The 19,020-nt window shown below is 67.3% G+C and carries 14 protein-coding genes; all 14 read right to left on the bottom strand.

From position 1 onward, the window contains the following. Nucleotides 1-4: 4 nt before the first annotated feature. Nucleotides 5-1,867, bottom strand: coding sequence for a hypothetical protein (locus AC11WY_RS08955; protein WP_482924594.1), 1,863 nt, complete (start codon nt 1,865-1,867; stop codon nt 5-7). Between the two features lie 31 nt (nt 1,868-1,898). After that, nucleotides 1,899-3,422, bottom strand: coding sequence for a caspase family protein (locus AC11WY_RS08960; RefSeq protein WP_482924596.1), 1,524 nt, complete (start codon nt 3,420-3,422; stop codon nt 1,899-1,901). A 176-nt stretch (nt 3,423-3,598) separates the two neighbouring features. Beyond that, complete coding sequence (locus AC11WY_RS08965; protein WP_482924598.1) at nt 3,599-4,012, bottom strand: DUF1036 domain-containing protein; 414 nt, start codon at nt 4,010-4,012, stop codon at nt 3,599-3,601. Nucleotides 4,013-4,028: 16 nt separating this feature from the next. Further along, complete coding sequence (gene tssH, locus AC11WY_RS08970; RefSeq protein WP_482924600.1) at nt 4,029-6,713, bottom strand: type VI secretion system ATPase TssH; 2,685 nt, start codon at nt 6,711-6,713, stop codon at nt 4,029-4,031. 62 nt (nt 6,714-6,775) lie between these two features. Then, nucleotides 6,776-7,828, bottom strand: a complete 1,053-nt coding sequence (gene tssG, locus AC11WY_RS08975; protein ID WP_482924601.1) for a type VI secretion system baseplate subunit TssG — start codon at nt 7,826-7,828, stop codon at nt 6,776-6,778. After that, entirely contained in the window at nt 7,825-9,786 is a 1,962-nt protein-coding gene (gene tssF, locus AC11WY_RS08980) for a type VI secretion system baseplate subunit TssF (RefSeq protein ID WP_482924603.1), read from the bottom strand. The genes tssG and tssF overlap by 4 nt, the downstream gene beginning before the upstream one ends. Next, nucleotides 9,783-10,370 (bottom strand): type VI secretion system baseplate subunit TssE, encoded by a 588-nt coding sequence (gene tssE, locus AC11WY_RS08985; protein WP_482924605.1) that lies wholly within the window; start codon nt 10,368-10,370, stop codon nt 9,783-9,785. Before tssE ends, tssF begins: the two co-directional genes overlap by 4 nt. An 81-nt stretch (nt 10,371-10,451) precedes the next feature. Continuing rightward, nucleotides 10,452-10,943 (bottom strand): Hcp family type VI secretion system effector, encoded by a 492-nt coding sequence (locus AC11WY_RS08990; protein ID WP_482924607.1) that lies wholly within the window; start codon nt 10,941-10,943, stop codon nt 10,452-10,454. Between the two features lie 49 nt (nt 10,944-10,992). Continuing rightward, a complete protein-coding gene (gene tssC, locus AC11WY_RS08995) occupies nt 10,993-12,477 on the bottom strand; it encodes a type VI secretion system contractile sheath large subunit (RefSeq protein ID WP_482924608.1) in 1,485 nt (494 codons plus the stop codon). 65 nt (nt 12,478-12,542) lie between these two features. Further along, the gene (tssB, locus tag AC11WY_RS09000) at nt 12,543-13,064 is read right to left on the bottom strand and encodes a type VI secretion system contractile sheath small subunit (protein WP_482924610.1); all 522 of its coding nucleotides are present in this window, start codon (nt 13,062-13,064) and stop codon (nt 12,543-12,545) included. Between the two features lie 114 nt (nt 13,065-13,178). Further along, on the bottom strand, nt 13,179-14,483 hold the full coding sequence (locus AC11WY_RS09005) for a type VI secretion system protein TssA (protein ID WP_482924612.1): 1,305 nt from the start codon (nt 14,481-14,483) through the stop codon (nt 13,179-13,181). Between the two features lie 124 nt (nt 14,484-14,607). Further along, nucleotides 14,608-15,951 carry a type VI secretion system-associated FHA domain protein TagH gene (gene tagH, locus AC11WY_RS09010; RefSeq protein WP_482924613.1) on the bottom strand — a complete coding sequence of 448 codons (1,344 nt, stop codon included), beginning with the start codon at nt 15,949-15,951 and terminating at the stop codon, nt 14,608-14,610. Nucleotides 15,952-16,051: 100 nt separating this feature from the next. Continuing rightward, a complete protein-coding gene (locus tag AC11WY_RS09015) occupies nt 16,052-16,612 on the bottom strand; it encodes a DUF6931 family protein (RefSeq protein WP_482924615.1) in 561 nt (186 codons plus the stop codon). A gap of 76 nt (nt 16,613-16,688) precedes the next feature. Further along, nucleotides 16,689-18,590, bottom strand: a complete 1,902-nt coding sequence (locus AC11WY_RS09020) for a type VI secretion system Vgr family protein (RefSeq protein ID WP_482924616.1) — start codon at nt 18,588-18,590, stop codon at nt 16,689-16,691. Nucleotides 18,591-19,020 lie beyond the last annotated feature (430 nt).

Consider the following 19,020-nt stretch of genomic DNA (forward strand, 5'->3'; position numbering starts at 1 on the left):
TCCGTCAGCCGGTTGGCAGCAGCCCGCCCACCAGCGCGCGGAAGGCGTCGAGCCCGGCGGGTTCCCGGAACGCCACCGTGGCGGTTGCGCCCGCCATCAGTTGTTCCGCCCAGTTGACCACGAATGCGGCGTTCTGCCCGTTCAGGAACGGGTTGGCGGTGATCGCAGCCTGGCCGATCAGCGATAGCAGCGGCGTATCCGGTGGGGCATTCAGCACAGTGTCGGCGCCGCCAGCGCCAAGGAAGTGCGACAGATACAGTCGCCCCGGCGTGATCTCGTGGCCGCGGGCGCGCAGGTAGGCCTCGCTTTCCTTCGTCAGCAGCACCACCATCTGACGCGAGATGACCGGATCGAGGCGCATCGCCAGAAGCTGTTCCGGCGTGTTCGCGATGACCAGATCGGGGCGGTAGGTGCGCATCATCCGCAGCCAGGTGCTGCCGATGAACTGGCCGACGCCCACCGCATCCGACAGCGGGTTCTTCGCGTCGGCCTTGCCGCCGGACTCGATGGTGATGATACGGCCCACAAGTTGATCCACCGCGCTGTCGTCGCTGGCGGCCGTGGCGGCCGTGGCGGCGGGCGCGGCGGGCACCGGGGGCGCGCCGCCCTGATCCTTCGAGCGGCCATAGCAGGCATAGTCCGCGCCGGGCGAGGGCGGGTAGATGTAGCAATCCACCGTGACGTTCGCGCCCTTGATCGCGATGTAGAGAACCTGCCCGATCCCCGGCACGGTGCCGCCCGGATCGGTGGAATAAAGCACCGTCATGCGGTCACCCGCCTCCGCCTCGACGTCAAGGTCATGCGCCTCGGACAACAGCATGATGATCTGTCCGACCAGGGTGGAGGGCAACTGATCGCGCAGCGCCGCGCTGTAAAGCGCATCGAGCACGCGGTAATGGCGGGGCGGGGCCGGGGCGGCATCGGTTGCGGCGTTGGCGAACAGGTCATCCTGCACCCAGGGGTCGGCGCCGGGCACAAGCCCGCCGGGCTGCGGCGTGCCGTCCGCCCCCGGCGCATCATCGGCCCGCGCCAGCGAGCCGACATAGCCGTGGTCGGCCTTGTAGATCGAGAGTTGCCGGAACGACAGCGCATCGCCGGTCGGCCCGCGCATCCCGCGCAGCGCCAGCACCTCGCCGGGGGCAAGCGTGGTCCGGCCGAAGTCCTGCGTCACCGCGGCGGTGATCTCGTCGGCCTCGGCGGCGGCGATGCGGTTTTCGCGCAGCACGTCGGCCAGCGGCCGGGTCGAGGTCAGCCGGATCACCACATCCTCGGTCAGCGGGTGACGCTGGTCACCGCCGCGCACCGATACGCCGAGCGTGGTGGCCTTCGCCGCGTCGTCGCTGGCGGTCGCTGCGGGCGCGGGGGCCGCACCCGGGGGTGCGCCGCCGACGGCCGCCCCCTGCAACCCGCGCCGCTGCGCCTGAAACACGGCAAAGTCTTCCTGGGTCGAGGGCAGCGTGGTCACCACCCGTTCCTGCCCCGAGATCATCACGTCCTGCACCAGCGTCAGGGCCCCCGCGCCGCGCTCGGGCGGCAAGGCGCCGGGGCGGTCGATCGTCCGGGCGCCGCGATCCTGCGGGGCGGCGCTGTCAAGGTGCAGCGTCATCGGATCGCCGGGAAGGTTGACGAAGGCCGACAGGGTTTCGTGGCCCGCCTCGCCCACCGCCTCGAGCTGCTGGCCGCCCGCGACCACCGTCACCGCCCCCGGTTCGCGCAAGTGCCACATGTCGCGCGTGAACCACGCCCCGGCACCCAGCCCGACCGCCAGCACCGCGAGCCCCGTCAGCACCCGTTTCAGCCGCGCCCGCCGCCGCCGCGCCCGCGCCTGCTTGCGGGCCTCCTGAAAGATGTGATCGACATCGGTCATGGGCTGCGCTCGGGTTTTCCCCTGTCCACGATCAGAAGTTCGGTATCAGGATCAGCTTCTTGATCTTTCCGGAGCCAGCATCCGGCACGGCAGCCACGGGCGGCGCCGGATTTGCCTGGGCGGAGGGTTTGAACGCCGGTTTCGGCGGCTTCGGCACCGGAGCCGATGCCTTGCAGACGGTGTCGGTCTCGGCCAGCAACTGAATATAGACGGCCAGGGTCGGGTCGGTCTGGTCGGCGGGCAGGGTCTTCGCCTTGAGGTAGTTCGCCAGCGCGTTCTGCGAACCGGGGCCGAAATTGCCGTCGGCACCGCCCTGATAGCAGCCGACGCGGTTCAGTTCCTTCTGGATCGCCTTCGCCAGATCGACGCCCGACAGGATCGGCACCCGTGTGCCATCGTCCATCACTTCGGTGCCGGGCAGCGTGGTGAAGTCGGGCGCGGCGGGGGCCAGGCGCGTCGTCGGCGCGACGGCGGCAAGTTGCACCCCATCGACCGTCGCGGCCAGCGGGGCGAGGTGACGGTCGGGCACGATCTGCCGCAGCGTCGGCAACAGCGCGATGCTGGGCGCCGCGGTTTCGCCGCTGGGGGGCGGCGAGTCATAGCCGCGCGGCAACTGGAAGGCGCGCAGCACCATCCGCTGCGGCGGGTCGGATTCCGGCGCGCGGGCGGGGGCCGCGGGCGGCGTCGCGCTCTGGGCGCTGAGGGCGGGTGCCGCGGGTTGGCCCGGCGCCGGTTGCGGCGGCGCCGGTGGCTGGAGCACGGGCGGCGTCGGCGTCGTCGGCTGCGGCGTCACGGGTTTCGCCGGTGCGGTCCCCGACAGCGAATAGGCCGCATCCAGCGTGGAATAGACCCAAGGCGATTGCGCCTGCCCGGTCGCCGCCTCGAGATCGCGCTGCACCCAGCGCATCACGTCGGCGATCGGCTTGTCGGCGATCGGCAGGTAGCTTTGCAGCCCCAGCGTGAAGGTGCTGAACGCCGCCGTTTCGGGCTCTGGCGCATGGCCGGGTTCGGCCGACAGTGCCACCATCACCGGGTTGGACCCCGCCAGTGCAGGCTGCGCCAGACCGGGGCCCGAGCTGCCCAGCAAGGCGGGCGGCAAAGGGTTGCCGGGCCCGCTGTCGATGAAGACCAGCAGGGGCCGGTTGGGGTTCGTCAGGCGCGAGATGACGGCGTCAAGCCGCAGCGTCTCGGACTCGATCGCCCCGGCGCTGGCGAGGGCGGCATCGACGGGCACCAGATGGTTGGCGCCCTGATACTGGAACACCGCGCCGGAGAAGTAGACCACCACGGTATCCGCCGCCGCCGCCTGGCCCGAGAACCGGTCGAGCGCGGCCGACAGATCGGCCTTGTTCGCGTCGATCAGCGTGGTCACCTTGAAGTTCAGCGATTGCAGCGCCTCGTCCATCAGGCTGGCGTTCAGGGCCGGGGTCTTCAGCACCGGCAGGGTCTGATAGGCCGCCTCGCCGATGACCAGCGCAACACGATCAGCCGCCGCCGTCACCGCCGACGCCAGCACCAGCGCCAGCCCGACGAGCAGCGCACGAAAAGCATGCACCAAACCCCCCTGGCGGGGACGGCGGTCAGTCATCGGCCCCTCCCATCTGCGGGCGTCCTGCACGGCGCGGCGGTCGCCCGTCACCATCCGGATACGACACCAGACCAGAGAGTCCCGCAAGGCCAAAGGCTTCGGCAGATGCGTTGATCCGATGCGCGGCGGGGGTGCGGCGCATCTCAGCTTCCGCCCGGCGGCTTGATGAACAGCGTGAAGCGCACGCCCGAGCCGGTATCGACCTCCAGGAACGGCGCCGCGATGTGTCCGCGCTGCCAGCAATCGCCGGTGCCGCTGATGGTGAACTTCTTCGGCGCGACGCACATCTCGGTCTTGCCGTCGAGCAGGGGCTGGCCGAACACGTCGGTGGCGTAGACATAGACATAGCGGTTGTCGAGCTGCCCCTTGATGACATTGGCGCATTGGTTGGTGCCGATCGTCCACCAACCATCGGTGCGAAACCCGTCGCCCGCCACCTGCCCGATGGCCACGTTCACCACGTCGAAGGACTGGTTGCAGACGATGAATTCAGCATGGGCGGGCAGGGCGGTCAACCCTGCGCCAAGCGTCACCGCCGCTGCCAGCCCCCGGATCATCGCCTGCGCCCGCCGTTCATCCCAGATCGTAGGTGAACTGCCCGTTCTCTCCCATCCCGATGTTCACATGCGTCAGTTCGCTGCCGTCCAGCGTGCGGGTCAGCACGGCGCGGCTGAGTTCGGGCAGCAGCGTGTTGGTCATGATGTTGTCCACCATCCGCCCGCCCGAGTCGGGGTCGCGGCACTGGTCCACGATATGCGCCACCACGGCGTCGGAGTAGGTCATCTTTGCCTTGTGGTTCTGTTTCACGCGCGACACGAGCGAGTTCAGTTTCAGCCGCACGATGCTGCCCAGCACTTCGGCCGACAGCGGGAAGTAGGGGATCGTCACGATCCGGCCCAGCAGGGCGGGCGGGAACACCTCCAGCAGCGCGGGCCGCATCGCTTCGGCCAGCACTTCGGGGTCGGGCCGGGTCTCGCCGTTCTCGGCCATCCGCATGATGACCTCGGTGCCGACGTTCGAGGTGAGCAGGATCACGCAGTTCTTGAAGTCGATGCGGCGGCCCGAGCCATCCTCCATGATCCCCTTGTCAAAGACCTGGAAGAACAGCTCATGGACGTCGTGGTGGGCCTTCTCGATCTCGTCCAGCAGCACGACCGAATAGGGTTTGCGGCGCACCTGTTCGGTCAGCCGCCCGCCCTCGCCATAGCCGACATAGCCGGGGGGCGCGCCTTTCAGCAGCGAAACGGTATGCGCCTCCTGGAACTCGCTCATGTTGATGGTGATCACGTTCTGCTCGCCGCCGTAGATCGCATCGGCCAGCGCCAGCGCGGTTTCGGTTTTGCCGACGCCCGAGGGGCCGCACAGCATGAACACCCCGATCGGCTTGTTGGGGTTGTCGAGCTTGGCGCGGTTGGTCTCGATCCGGCGGGCGATCATGGTGAGGCCGTGGTCCTGGCCGACGACGCGTTTCTTCAGCGTTTCCGGCAGGTGCAGGATCGCCTGCACCTCGTCGGTGACCATGCGGCCGACCGGGATGCCGGTCCAGTCCGACACCACCGAGGCCACGGCGTTTTCGTCCACATGCGCGTAGATCATCCGCCCGTCGGGCTTCAGCGAGCCAAGCTCGTGCACCTTCGCGGTCAGTTCGGCGCGCAGTTCGGCCTCGGTCTGCACGGGGGGGGCGGCCTCGCCTTCGGCGCCCGCGGCCTTGGGCGGTGTGGCCAGCTTGCCGCGCAGGTCGATGATCTCGTCCACCAGCGCCTTTTCGGCGGCGTAATGCGCCTCCAGTTCCGCCAGCACCGCCTGTTCCCTGGCCAGCGCCTCGTCGATCTCGATGATGCGCACCTCGTTCACGGTGCCAAGGTCGGCCTGCCGTTCCTTCGCCACCCGCTCGACCTTCAGGGCGGCGATGCGGGCCTTGGTGTCCTCGACGCTCGGCGGGATCGTGGTCTGGCTGATCGCCACCCGCGCGGCGGCGGTGTCCAGCAGCGAAACCGCCTTGTCGGGCAGTTGCCGCGCCGGAATGTAGCGCGCCGAAAGCTGGACCGCGGCGACGATCGCCTCGTCCGAGATGCGCACCTTGTGGTGCGTTTCCATCGGCCCCATGATCCCGCGCAGCATGATGCAGGCCTTGTCCACCGAGGGCTCGTCGATGGTGATCGGCTGGAACCGGCGGGTCATCGCCGGGTCTTTTTCGAAATACTTGGCGTATTCCATCCAGGTCGTGGCGCCCACGGTGCGCAGGGTGCCGCGCGCCAGCGCCGGTTTCAGCAGGTTCGCCGCGTCATTGGTGCCCTGCGCCCCGCCCGCGCCCATCAGCATGTGAATCTCGTCGATGAACAGGATCAGCGGCACCGGGCTTTGCTGCACCTCGTCGATCACCGAGCGCAGCCGCTGTTCGAACTCGCCCTTCATCGAGGCGCCGGCCTGCAACAGGCCGAGGTCGAGCATCATCAGCTTGTTGCCCTTCAGCGCGGGCGGCACGTCGCCCGCCGCCAGCCGCTGGGCGAAGCCCTCGACCACCGCCGTCTTGCCCACCCCGGCCTCGCCGGTCAGGATCGGGTTGTTCTGCCGCCGCCGCATCAGGATGTCGATGATCTGGCGGATTTCCTCGTCGCGCCCGACGATCGGGTCCATCTTGCCGCTGGCGGCCTGGGCCGTCATGTCGACCGCGAACCGGCCCAGCGGGGTCGCGCTGCGCGCCGCCCCCGCCGCCTCGCCGCCCTCGCCCGCCGCGCCGCCCTGGCCGATGCCGGAGCCGTCCATCGGGCGCATGTCCTCTTCTTCCGACGCGGCCCACAGCCGCGCGGCGTCGCCCACCAGCTTGTCGACGTCGATCTGGGCGAAGATCTTGGACAGGTTCAGGATGTTCTCGCGCAGGTCCTTCGCTTTCAGGCCGGCGACCAGCAGGTGCCCGGTGCGGATCTGCGCCTCGCCGAACAGGAGCGTGGCATAGTGCCAGCCGCGATCCAGCAGGTCGGTCATCTGCGACGAGATGCCCGGCATCTCGGTCACGTTCTTGCGCAGCGCGTCGATGGATTTTTGCAGGTCGCTCAGCAGTTTGGCACGGTCGAGCCCGGTCTGGATCAGCGTCACCGACAGGTCGGAACGTTCGTTCGACACGATGTGGAACAGCCAGTGCGACAGTTCCAGATGTCGGTTGCCCTCGTTCTTGGCGTGGCGCAGCGCCTTCATGAAGGCGTCGTAGCCGACGCGGTTCAGCTTGCCGGCAACGGTCTCCAGGCTGATGTCGTTCATCGGATGCTTCCCTGTGGTTTGGTTGGTCCCGGCTTGCTGCGGGTGGAGTGGCTGGACATGGCTCAGGTGCCCCGTCGGGCGGTGGCGCCGAAGGTGGCGGCGACGATGAAATCCTCGTCCTCCGCCGCACCGTCCGGTGGCGCGGTCTCGGGGGCGGCCGCGTCGTTCGCGGCGGTCGTTTCGGGGGCGGACCAGGCGGTCCAGCCCAGCCGCCCGGCGGTGCCGAGGCGGGTGCCGGGCCGCACCTTGCGCGGCAGTTCCAGCGCAAGGTCGATGTCGATCAACTCGCCCAACTGGAAATACAGCAGATCGGCGATCTGGCGGAACCGCTCGCGGCCGGGCAGGAAACTTTCGTATTCCTCCAGCGAATGGGTCCGGATCGTCACGGTGATCTTGTGGTTGATCGACTGCACGCGGGCGCCAAGGTGGGTGCTTTGGCCCAGCACGGCCCCGGTCTGGCCAAGCCGCGTGCAATCCTGCGGCTCGAAGTCGAGCCAGCTTGCCACCCGTTCGGTCACCCGGATCTCGACCCCCAGAATGCCGCGCAGCACCTGGGCCAGCCGGGTCGCGCTTTTCACCCGGCTGCCGAGGATGCCCGCGTAGGCCAGCTTGGCGATGTCGGGCAGGCTGTCGCGGTCGCGCAGCGCCGGGGTGCCAAGCCCGATGGCGCTGCCGACCCAGGCGCGGAAGCGGTCCTCCTCGGGGCGGCCGAACAGCGCGATCGGCCGGGCATCGGCCCAGGCGCGATAGAACAGTTGCAGGAAGCGGTCGGCGAAGATGTCGGTGAAGCGCACGAAGCTGTCATCATGCGCGCGCATCCAGTGGTAGGCTTCGTAGGTCGTTGCCAGCGGCAACGCGCCCTGCGGCCCGAAGAAGCCCAGAAACCGGGTGCGCAGCCGCGCCCTCGCCTCGGGTGAGGTCTGCACGAAATCGGTGACGTTGGCGGCGGGAAACGCCACGAACGGGTCTTGCCCGATCGACACGATCTCCTGCGCCAGAACCTCGCTGCGCCCGATGCGCGGCTTGCCCGGCGTGCTGCGTTCAAGCTCGCGCAGCAGCGCGAAGAAGTCGAACCGCCAGGGCTCGGCGTCGAGCATTTCGCGCAGCGTCGTCATAGCACCGGCCCCGTGCCCGAGCGCGGTGGCCAGCGCATCACCTCGCCGCGGGACTGCGACACGATCACGGTCTCGGTGAAGCTGTTGACATGGGCATAGTCGGCCAGAAAGCGGTCGAGCACGGCCCCGATGGGCGCGATCCCCGCGCCCTCGAAGGCGCGTTCGTCCAGCGTGATCGTGACCTCGGTGCCGCGCGCGGCGTGGTAGCCATCGGCGCGGCGGATTGACCGGGTGACGGGGCGCGAGGCGACGCCCGCGATGCCGCGCACCTGCCGTTCGGTCACCGCGTCGGTCAGGTCGGCGAACAGCGACAGCACCTCGCGCAGGCCGCCCGCCGGATCGCCGGGGTGACGGTCGGTCAGGCCGAGGTGGTTGAAGGCGAGGAAGTTCACCAGCCGCCAGAGAATCTCGCCCTGGCTGCCGGCGCGCGGGTTCGCGCGATCGGCATGAACGAAGGAATCCCGCGGCGGCGTCGGCCCGGCAACGCAGGCAATCGGCACCGTCACGTCATCGGTCAGCCGGAAATCGAGCGCCGCCTTGCCGATCGGCAGATGCGCGGTCAGGTGCCGGTTGGAACAGAGCGCGACCACCTGCAAGCGTTCCGCCCGCTCGGTCGCGTCGAGCCCGACCGGTTCGTGGATCGAGATCAGCGTTTCGGTGCCGATGTAGTCGCCGGTCGCGCCAAAGCGCCGCTCGCGTTCGGTGAGGCGGCGGGGACGGCTGCGATGGGCGTAATAAAGCGCCTCCTGCGGGCGCTGGCCACCCTCGGGCAGCGAATAGACCGGGTGCACGCGCACCTTCTTGCGCATCCCCGGATAGTTCGCCGAAACCTCGATGAAGCGGTGCACCTCGTAGTTCACCGAGGGGCTCGAGTCCGGCACCACGAGGAACTCGTTGTGCTCGGGGCCAAGCCGCACGGGGGTGCAGCGTTCCTCGAACAGGTTCACCGCGGGCACGGTGAAAAGCTTGAATTGCGCTGGCGACAGCACCGGTGCCAGGCGCGGCTGCACATGGTCGAACTCGAAAATCAGATCGAACGCCTGCGCCGGAATCTGCGACAGGATCGCGCGCAGGCCCTGCAGACGAAAGCCCGAGAACTTCTGCGGCAGGATGTTGAATTCCCGCAACAGCGAGAAGCCCGCAAACACATGCTTGTCTTCGGGGAACAGCGACTCGGACGCATCAAAGCCGATCTGGCCGATCAGGCCGGGCCGCACCGGCAGGAACACCGCATCACCCCGTGCATCAAGGTAGCGCGCGGTGATGCGGCGGCAGTTGGAAAAGAGCTGCTCGTAAAGCAGCGCCATGTCGGCAGGCTGGCCGACCAGATGGATCGGCAGCACATCCACCAGCACGTCGCGCAAGGGCGCGATCTTGGTGCCGGGCGCGGGCTGGTCGGGCAGCGGGCCGGTATCGGTCGCCGTGCGGCGCGCAAAGCGCAGCCGCAGCCCCGCCGCCGTCGTCGGCAGAACCTCCAGCCCCATCGTCTGCAACGGCCCCGGTCCGGGGTGATAGCTGGCGCGGTCCAGTTCCAGCGGCCACAACTCCAGCAGGGCCGCCAGACGGAACCGACATGACACCCGCTGATCCCGTTCGACATAGTTCGCGTCGAGATAGGCTCCGGCGGCGAAGCGCCGACCCTTGACCATCTCGGGGTCGTTCATGTCGGGACGCGCCTGCACCAGCATCGCCGCGGGCGTCGGCGCCAGGTAATTCGGCAGAAGCTGATCCAGCAGCGCCGTGGTGAAGGTGGAAAACTCGCTTTGCAGCTTCAGTTGCACCCGTGCGGCCAGGAAGGCCGAGCCCTCCAGCAGACCCGCGATGCCGGGGTCGAGCTTCTCCTCGGTCAGGCCGCCAAGCCGTTCCGCAATGCCCGGATACTCGTCGGCGAATTCCTTCGCGCGCTCGTAGAGGATCGCGAGTTCCCGGTTGTAGGCGTCGAGAAACTCCCGGTTCATCCGGTCCCCGCCGCAAGGTTGGACAGTTTCACCTTGCCCGAACCGACGTCGATCTCGGCGACGAATTCCAGCGGAATATCGACCGGGCGGCAGGCCATCTCGGCCGTGACCTGAAACGAGATGCGCTGGGTCACATCGTTGAACGCCTCGCGCAACTTGACGTCGACCGAGCGCGCGATCAGCCGCGGCTCATGGCGCAGCAGCGCGTCGCGCAGGTTGCGCACCACGTCCGAACCGGCCACCGCCTCGCTGGTGATGTGCGACATGTCGGCCAGCCCGTAATTCAGCACCGATTTGCGCACCCACGACAGCCCCTCAAGATCGACGGCCGATTCCAGATTGACGGTGTTGACGAGGTTGGACAAGTCGATATCGAGGTTCGCCTTCAGCTGTTCCTCATTGGCCCCGCGCCGCCGCACGGAGCCGCGATTGCTCAGGATGCGTTCATCATCCGCCGTGCGCTCGTCCAGTGCGCGCTTTGCATCATGCGCGCGAAACGCATCGCGGAACGCATACATCAGCGGCACCTGCAACGGCTTGCGCTTCTGGTCGCCGGTGCGCGAAGGGGTCTGGGGCAGGGCCATGCCAGTGCGCGTCCGGCCTTGGGCGGCGGTCCGGGGCGGGGCACGTGCCCGCCCGGATCGCCGCCGCGGGCGAACGTCCGATCAGCTCGCGGCCTTGCCGAGCGCGATGTCCCAACCGGCCGGCACACCGCCGCCGCCGACGCCGGTGGCATCCTGCGGGGTGTAGGTGAACACGAACTTGCGGAAGTTGAACGAGATCTGTTCCACCACGCGGTCCAGCCCGTCAGCACTGCCGCCGGTCTGGTACGACGACACCAGCACCTCGGTGAAGTCGATCTTGACGTATTCCACCGGGGCGTCGCCGCCCGCCTTGCTGACCGTCAGCGTGGCCGAGGCGATGTGCGTGCCGGCGCAGGACGCCTTGATCAGCGCGGGGGTCGACTTGTCGACGTATTTCGAGAAATGCATGTCCTGCACGTTGACCTTGCCCGAACCGGCGCCCGGCCCAAGCTGGGCGGTGCCGCTTTGCGTCAGCCCCCAGCTCCACGACAGGACGTCGATTTCGTCCGTGTGATAGCTGTTCAGGGACTCGCCCTTGATGCCGTCAATCTTCAGATGGATGTCCAAGGCCATTCTATTGTCTCCTCACGGTTCAAATGTGTTTCAGATCAGTGCTCGCAGGTCACTTGTTGGGCAGTTTCGATACCAGGCTCATCCCGATATCCATCCCTTCAAGCTGGTAGTGTGGGCGCAAAAGGAAGCGTCCGAGGTAATAACCGGGGTTCTCCAGATCCTCGATGATCTCGACCTTGGCGCCCGCCAGCGGCAGCTTGGCCTTTTCCTCTTCGGTCGCGTTGGACGGATCGCCGTGGACGTATTTGTTGATCCAGCGTTGCAGATCGCGCTCCAGCTGGTTGCGGTCCTTGCTGAGGCCGATCTGGTCGCGCACCATCACCTTGAGGTAATGCGCGAACCGCGAGATCGCGAACATGTAGGGCAGGCGCGACGACAGGTTGTCGGACGCGGTGGCCGCGTCATCGACGAATTTCTTCGGCTTGTAGAGCGACTGGGCGCCGATGAACGCAGCCTTGTCCGAGTTCTTGCGGTGCACCAGGCTGATCAGCCCCGATTTCGACAGTTCCGCCTCGCGCCGGTCGCTGATCGCGATCTCGGTCGGGCATTTCAGGTCGATCGCGCCATCATCGGTCGGGAAGCTGTGGGTCGGCAGGTTGATGACTTCGCCGCCCGACTGCACGCCGCGAATCTTCACCGTCCAGCCGTATTCCTTGTGCGCGCGGGCGATGTTGGCCGCCATCGCATAGGCTGCGTTCATCCAGGCGTATTTCGCGCCGGTATGGCCGTCGGTCTGTTCCTCGAAGTTGAACGCCTCGACCGGCAGCGAGTTCTGGCCATAGGGTTCCCGCGCCAGCACCCGCGGCATGCACAGGCCGACATAGCGGGCGTTCTCGCTGTCGCGCAGCGACTTCCAGCCGGCATAGTCCGGCGTCTCGAAGATGGTGGACAGGTCGTTGGGGTTGCCCAGTTCGTTCCAGCTATCCATGCCCATCAGCGAGGGCGCGGCCGAGGCGAAGAACGGCGCCAGCGAGGCCGCCGCGATCTTGGCCATGTCGCGCATCACGCGGATGTCGGCGGGCGAGTTGTCGAAGTAGAAATCGCCGATCAGGGTGCCGAAGGGCTGGCCGCCCAACTGGCCGAATTCGGCCTCATAGACCTTCTTGAACAGCGGCGACTGGTCCCATTTCGCGCCCGGATAGCTGCGCAGCTCACGCTCCAGCTCGGACTTCGAGACGTTCATGACGCGGATCTTCATCGTCGCGTCCGGCTCGGAGTTGTTCACGCAATAGGCCAGCCCGCGCCAGGCGCTTTCCAGCTTCTGGAACTCGGGGTGGTGGAGCAGTTCGTTCATCTGCTCGGTCAGCTTGGCATCAAGCCGGGCGATCATCTCGTCGACGGTGTCGAGGATGTCGTTCTTCACCACCGTTCCGTCGGCCAGGGCCTGCTTCACGAGGGTGGTCACCGCGTTTTCCACCTCGGTCTGGGCGGTGTCGCTGCGTGGCTTGAAATTCTGCTTCAGCAGGGACGAGAACTCTTCGAGTTCCGCCATCCCTGCCGCTGCGGATGGGCTCTGTTGTGCTTCGGTTGCCATCTAGGGGCGCCTCTCCTGCTGTCGTTCGGGCCCCGCCCGACGACGGGATGTCACGTCACATTCGGTTATTCGGACGGTTCGTCCGGTTCGGATTTGGCCTTGCTTTCCAGCATTGCCATCAAGTTCTGGTCCGACAACAGCTTGTTGAGCATGTCCTGCGCCGAAGACTTGCCGTTCATGTAGCGTTGCAGGTTGGCAAGCTGCTGGCGGGCCTCCAGCAGCGACTTCATCGCGGGCACCTGCTTGGCCATCTCGCCAGGATCGAGGTCGGCCATGCTGTGGAACGTCAGCTTGGCCGAGATGCTCTCGCCCTCCTTGTCGCCCAGCTTGTTCGGCATCGTCAGGCTGACCGCCGGTTCGACGCTGGCCATGTAGCTGTCGAAATTCTCGGTATCGACATTGGTGAAGTCGCGATCCGCGATCTTCGGCTTTTCCTTGTCGGAGGCATTCCCCGACAGGTCGGCCATCACCCCCATGACGAAGGGCAACTCGACCATCTTTTCAGAATTGTAAGGGTCCGCGTAGGCAATCTGCACCCGAGGCGGCCGATTCCGTTTGATAAATTTGGTAGCGGAGTCCGAAGGCATTGAAATCAACTCCCTGTTATGTGTCGAAAGGAAGCCACGGACGCCCCCCACTTGTCAATTATAATGCAGGTTTTCCGCACCCAGTGCCGGTTTTGAACGGCTCCGGACCTCGCTTCAGTCCTTCTTCGGATAAAGATCGGCGACGATCGCGGAAAAGTCCCGGCTGAGGAAGGTCTTTGCCTTGAACAGCAGCACGGGAATCGGGCTCGACGGCTCCACCTGACGGAAAAATGCCTCCACCGAGGCCATCAGCGCCGCCGCCCGGTCACGCGATTCCACCGCCGGGATTTCGGCCGGCGACTCATCCGCCGGGGCCGGAGTCTCCAGCGCCGAAAGCTCGCGCATCCGGTCCATGTTCATGCCGAAGCCGTTCGCCTCGCCGAAGGCCATGCGGGCCTTGGCGGCGATTTCCGGCATCAGCAGGGTGATTGCCTCGACCAGCGGCCGACCAATCAGCGCCCGCGCCTGACGCAGCAGGAACAGCACCGGCGACGACGGCTCGCGCCGCACGAAATACGACTCGACCGCGGCAAGGGCCCGATCGGCCCCGGCATGATCGCGGATCGGGCCGGTCGCCCCCGGCGCGCTGGACGACGCCGCCCCGGCGGCGGGCTGATTCTCATCCGCCCCGACGGCCGTAGTGTCGTCGCCCTCCGGTGCGTTGGCTTCGGGCGCCAGATCGGGCCGGACCTCGATCAGGAAGCCGAGGATGGCCGCAATCGCCGCCGACACCTGATCGAGGTTCGGGCCGAACGGGTTGCGGTCCGCGGTGACGCAGGCCAGCTTGATCGCGCGCAGCGCCGCGGCGCAGTCGGTCAGCCGGGCATGGACCTCTTCGACCGCCTTGCGGTTCTCGTCGCTCTTGAACGCCGAGAGGATGCCGTTCGCATCGCCCGCCGGTTCACCCGCGCGCGCGGGCCTGCGCCCCGAGGCGACGGTGACCATCTGCCAGCTGATCTGGTCCATCCGGCGGTCGGTGATCAACGTCGCCTGTTCCAGCGGCAGCACGACCGTCGCGCGGTTGTCCAGCAGTTCGATCGCGTTGCGCCGGTCGGTGGCGTCCTCGGCGCTATGCGGATGCACGTCGTCGGGATAGCGTTCCAGCAGCCCGGCGATCGCCCGCACACAGTCGGTGAAACCGAAAAGCTGGCCCGCGAGAATCTGGAACTGCGCTTCCAGCGACAGCAGCCGCAAATCGCGCGAGCGTTTCAAGAGCCCGCCGATCGCCGCCGTCTCGCCCTTCAGATCGACGCTCTTGCGGTCGAAGATGGCGCCGGTCTTGTCGTTGTAAAAGCGTTCGGGCAACCGGGCCAACGCCTCGAAGTAGTAATCCAGGAACGCCTCGTCATCCGCGGCGACCAGATCGGGGCCGCAGGGCGCGTCGGCGGACAGCGGCACCAGAAGGGCGTCGACGTCCATCGCCTACCGCCCCGCCCGCACCGGGGCACACCAAGACGCGCGTTTCATTAAAATAATCCCTTCAAAACAACATGTAGCGAGGATGCGCCAGCGCCCGCGCCAAGTCAACACGGCTGCGTGGGCGTCAGGTCTTCGGCCCGGTGCCGCCCTCGACCGCGTCATAGGCTTCGGCGAAGTATTTCATGAACAGGTCCAGCATCCCGTTTTCGTAGGGGTGGGTCTTGGCGTCCCAGCGTTCCACGAAAATCTCCCAGGCGCGGGCCTTGCGGGAATGCAGCAGCGAGCCGCCCACCTTCTGTTCCACCGACTCGGGCGACAGATCCTCGATCAGCCGCGCCAGCGCGGGCTGGATCGCGGCATGGACGGCGTATTGGTGGCGCTTGACGTCCTCGAAGCTTTTGCGCACCGCCTCGGCGCCGCGCTGAAAGCCGGGCTTGCCGGTGCCGAACATCGCGTCCAGCCGTTCCGGCGCGGTCGGGATGAACTTCAGCGGGTTGTTGTCGGTCGCGCCCAGCATGGTGCGGCTGCCCGAGCGGACCGATTGCTTGGTCGCGGCACGGGCGCGCAAAAGCCCCGCCAGCTCGTCGGTGGCCACCCGCAGCGCGCGGCCGATCTCGCGCGCCGTCTCGATCGGGTCGCCTTGCGTCAGCAGGGCCTCCGGCACCCCGGCCCCCTCGGCGATGGCGCGCAGGATCGTGCTGTCGGCGGCGGGCGCAGCGGCGGCCGCCGGGGCGCGGGCGGGCGGATAGGTCGGCTGCGGTTGCGGCGGTTGCGAGAATTGGGTGCCCTGAAACGCTTCGGCCTGCGGCGGCGTGTAGGGCGGGGCGGCGTAGGGCGGGGCCGCGACGGGCTGCGGAATCGGCCGGGGTTGCGGCGGGGGCGGCGCGAACTGCGGCATTTCGATGTGCTGGTCGGCGAAATCGCTTTGTGCCGGGGTCGGGCGGGGCCGGGGATCGAAGCCGCCGCCGAGCGGCGCCGGGGCCGCGGGCGCCGCGCCCCAGATGTCGTCAGCCCCGCCGCCCGGCGCGGACCCGCCGAACGGGCTTGGCGCCGCGCCACCGCCGAAGGGCGCCGCGCCACCGCCGAAGGGGGCGGGGTTGGCGTAGGGCGGCGGCGCGCTGCCGCCGAAGGGGGCGGGTGCCGCCGGGGCGCCCGCGTCGATGGTGACCGACACGAGGTATTGGCCGATCTGCAACCGGTCGCCTGATTCCAGCCGGTAGGGGCTTTTCACCCGCACGCTCGACCCGTTCACGAAGGTGCCGTTGGTCGACACGTCCGTCATCATGTAGGCGCCGCGCTCGAACCGGATGTCGAGATGCCGCCCCGAGATGAAGCGGTTGGGGTCGGGCAGGGTCCAGTCCATCGCCGGATCGCGGCCGACTTCGAAGCCGCGCCCGTCGGTCGTGAAGAACGTCGGCCCACCGTCGCTGAGCTGGTCGATATTCTCGATCTTCATGGTCAGGGTCATGGTGCGGTCCAGCGGAAGTGCGGCGGGTCTGCGGGGCGCAGGGGCGGCAACAGGGCGAGTGTAGGGGGGCAGGGGGCGCCGATGCAAGCGCAGGCGCCGGTCAGCCCTCGCTCACCAGCATCCGCGCCATCTTCACATAGGTTTGCAGCATCGGCTGACGCTCGTCCCGGCCGACGCGGGCCAGGGCCGACAGCACCCCCGCGTTCACCGCCCGCCCCGCCAGGAATGTCGGCGCCGGGACGGCAGGCTGGCCGCGCCGCGACATGCTGCCCGAGGACCAGCCCGCCGCGAAGGCGATCCAGACGCCGGGGGTCTTCGCTTCGGTCGCCATCGCGGCGTCCAGCGCGGCATAGCGATGATCCTCGTCGGGCTGGCCGACCCAAGCGGCCGCCAGTTCCATCATCGCCCGATCCTCATCGCCGAGCTTTGCATCGGCGTGGCGCAGGCATTCGTGCCCCCACCAGACCGCGTGACGCGGCATCAGCGCATAGGCCGAGAATGTCAGCGCCTCTTCCGGCGTGCCGCTGCGCGCCAGCGCCTCGATGAAGGTCAGGCTGTCCTGCGTGTCCGGTCGTGCGGTCATGTCCTCGGCGATCTTCGGGATCGCCTCGAACAGGTCCCGCGCCATCTGATAGCGCAAGTTCGGCGAGTGCTCCGTCACCGCCGGTCCCCCGCCACGCTTCCGCGTGCCTTGATGCTCACCGCGTCTCCTCCCAGGCCCGGTCCGGTGCCATGCTTTAGTTGATGTTCACGATGGCGCCCTTGATCACCATCGGGCCGTCAGCGCTGTGCATCGCTGTTCCGCCTCCCTTGGTTTGCAGGCTTGCAGATCCGGTGACGCTGATCGCGGTCGATTCGATGCTCAACTGGCCCATGTTCAGCGTCACCTTGCTCGGTCCGATCGACAGCACGATCTGGGTGCCGTCCATCAGCAGTTCGCACGGCCCGACGGTCACCTTGAAGTGCGAGTTCGCGGTGATCTCGTAGGTCGTGGAGACGGTGGTCTCTTTCGACGAGCTCACCGTGGTCTTCATCGTGCCGGTGATGTCTTCCTTGTCGTTGCCCTTCACCGTGCGGGTGTCGTTGACGTCGATCTCGGTGGTGCGGTTGTTTTTCACCGTGCGCCGTTCGTCGTTCTCGACCGTCGTCTCAAGATCGTACTGGGCGTGCGTCCGGATCAGTTCGCTGCCGCCGGTATCGTCCAGGATGAACTCGTTGTAGCCGCCGCCGCCGACCGAGTTGGACTTGATCCCGGCGATGTTCTGCTTGCCGGGCAGGCCGTAGGGCGGCGCGTTCTGTCCATTGTAGAGACAGCCCACCACCACCGGGTAGTCCGGGTCGCCATCGAGAAATTCGACCACCACCTCCATCCCGACACGCGGGATGAAGATGTTGCCGAAGGAGGCGCCGGCCCAGGGTTGCAGCACCCGGCAGCGCATCGACATGGCACCGTCGCTGTCCCAGGGAAACTGCACCGTGATGCGGCCGAACTCGTCGCTGTCGATCTCGCCCGAACCGGTGACGACGGCGACATGGGGGCCGCTCATCACCGCGCGCGGGGTGACGCGGGCGGGCACCACCGGCTGATCCTTCGGGCTGAATTCGTAAGTGCCGCGGTAGCTGTCTTCGCCCGCGCCACCGCCGCCGCCGCCGGTGGCGTAGGATTCAGCCACGAAGGTATGCGAACAGCCGAGCGCCACGAACGACTTGCCGTCCAGCGCACCGTCCTCGGACGAAAGCTCGACGACCATTCCGGCCGCAAGCGTCATCGCATCGCCTTCCGACCGGTGGCGGTTGTCGGCGCCGCGCACCTGTTTCAGCCGAAGCTGCGCCACCGTCTTTCCCGCGCCGTTGTCGAGGTAGCCGCCCGGATACTCGTAGGCCTCGAGGTCATGGTGGTCATAGGCTGCAGTGCCGGCCTGTTCGGCGCCCATCGAGGCCGCGGGCTTCTTGAAATTGTAGTCGGTCAGCTTCACCCGCCCGGTCGTGATGCGGCGATCGAACGCCCAGTTGTCGAAATGCTCCTCGTTGCCCAGGTGCTGGCCGGTCGAGGTCAGTACGACCCGCTTGTCGCCCGGCACGTTGGTCTCGAAGCTGCCGTCGTTGATCTTGAGGTCGTGGCTGCCATTGCCGTGCACGAAGTAGAAGTTCAGCCCGAACCGCTCCATCATGCGGCGGATGAAGGCCAGATCGGACTCGCCGTACTGGACGGTGTATTCCAGCGTCGGCAGGCCGCTGGCCGTGATGTCGGCGTTGAATCCGTGTTCGGCGAGGATCGTCTGGATGATGTCCTGCGCCGTCATGTCGTGAAAGATGCGCTGGTTCTTGCGCTGATCGAGCAGCCACAGCCACGGCCGCAGCGTCAGCCGGTAGCCAAGCCCGCCCTCAAGGAACCCGAGCGCGCGCACCTCGGTCAGCAGGCCGTCGAAAAAGCGCGGCCCGTGCGCGATGCTCTTCAACTCGACCGTGCAATGCTTGCCGATCGCGGAGTCGAGATCGAGCCCTTCTTTCCCGGTCATCGCCTCGACGGTGAATTCGAACAGTTCGTTGACCGCCTCGGTGCCGGTGAACCGAAGCAGCACCACGACATCTTCGCCAAACGGCGTATGCAGTTTCCCCAGGCGATCCGCCTGGGACATCACGTTCAGCTCCGGTATCACGACGGGTGACATGTTCGGGCAACCCCGGGTCTATTCGGCCTATCTGTCCGGACAAAGGGCATCCGTCCGGACCAACGTCCTTGATCCAATCCTGTGAGCCTGACACGCAACCTGCCGGATCGCAAGCGTTTCCCGGTGCGCGCGGGCGCCGGGCGCCGCGCGGGCCTGTGACTCCTGTGACACGATGTTGCGCCGGTCGCGGCCAGGTTGCCTCGAAAGTTCTTGGAGCACACCGCCGGATGCTGTTTAAGGATGTGTAAAGGGCACCTCGATTTTTGCCCGTTTTCAGCGCCGGAGCTTGGTGCGACCGGTTTGAAGTTTGCAGTGGACTGCTGACAGGCGGGCTGGTGGGTGGTTTTGTATCTGTCATGCGGTCTCTTGGCTGCGAGACGGCACGGATCGCGGCCTG

This window comes from Solirhodobacter sp. (assembly GCF_964715405.1).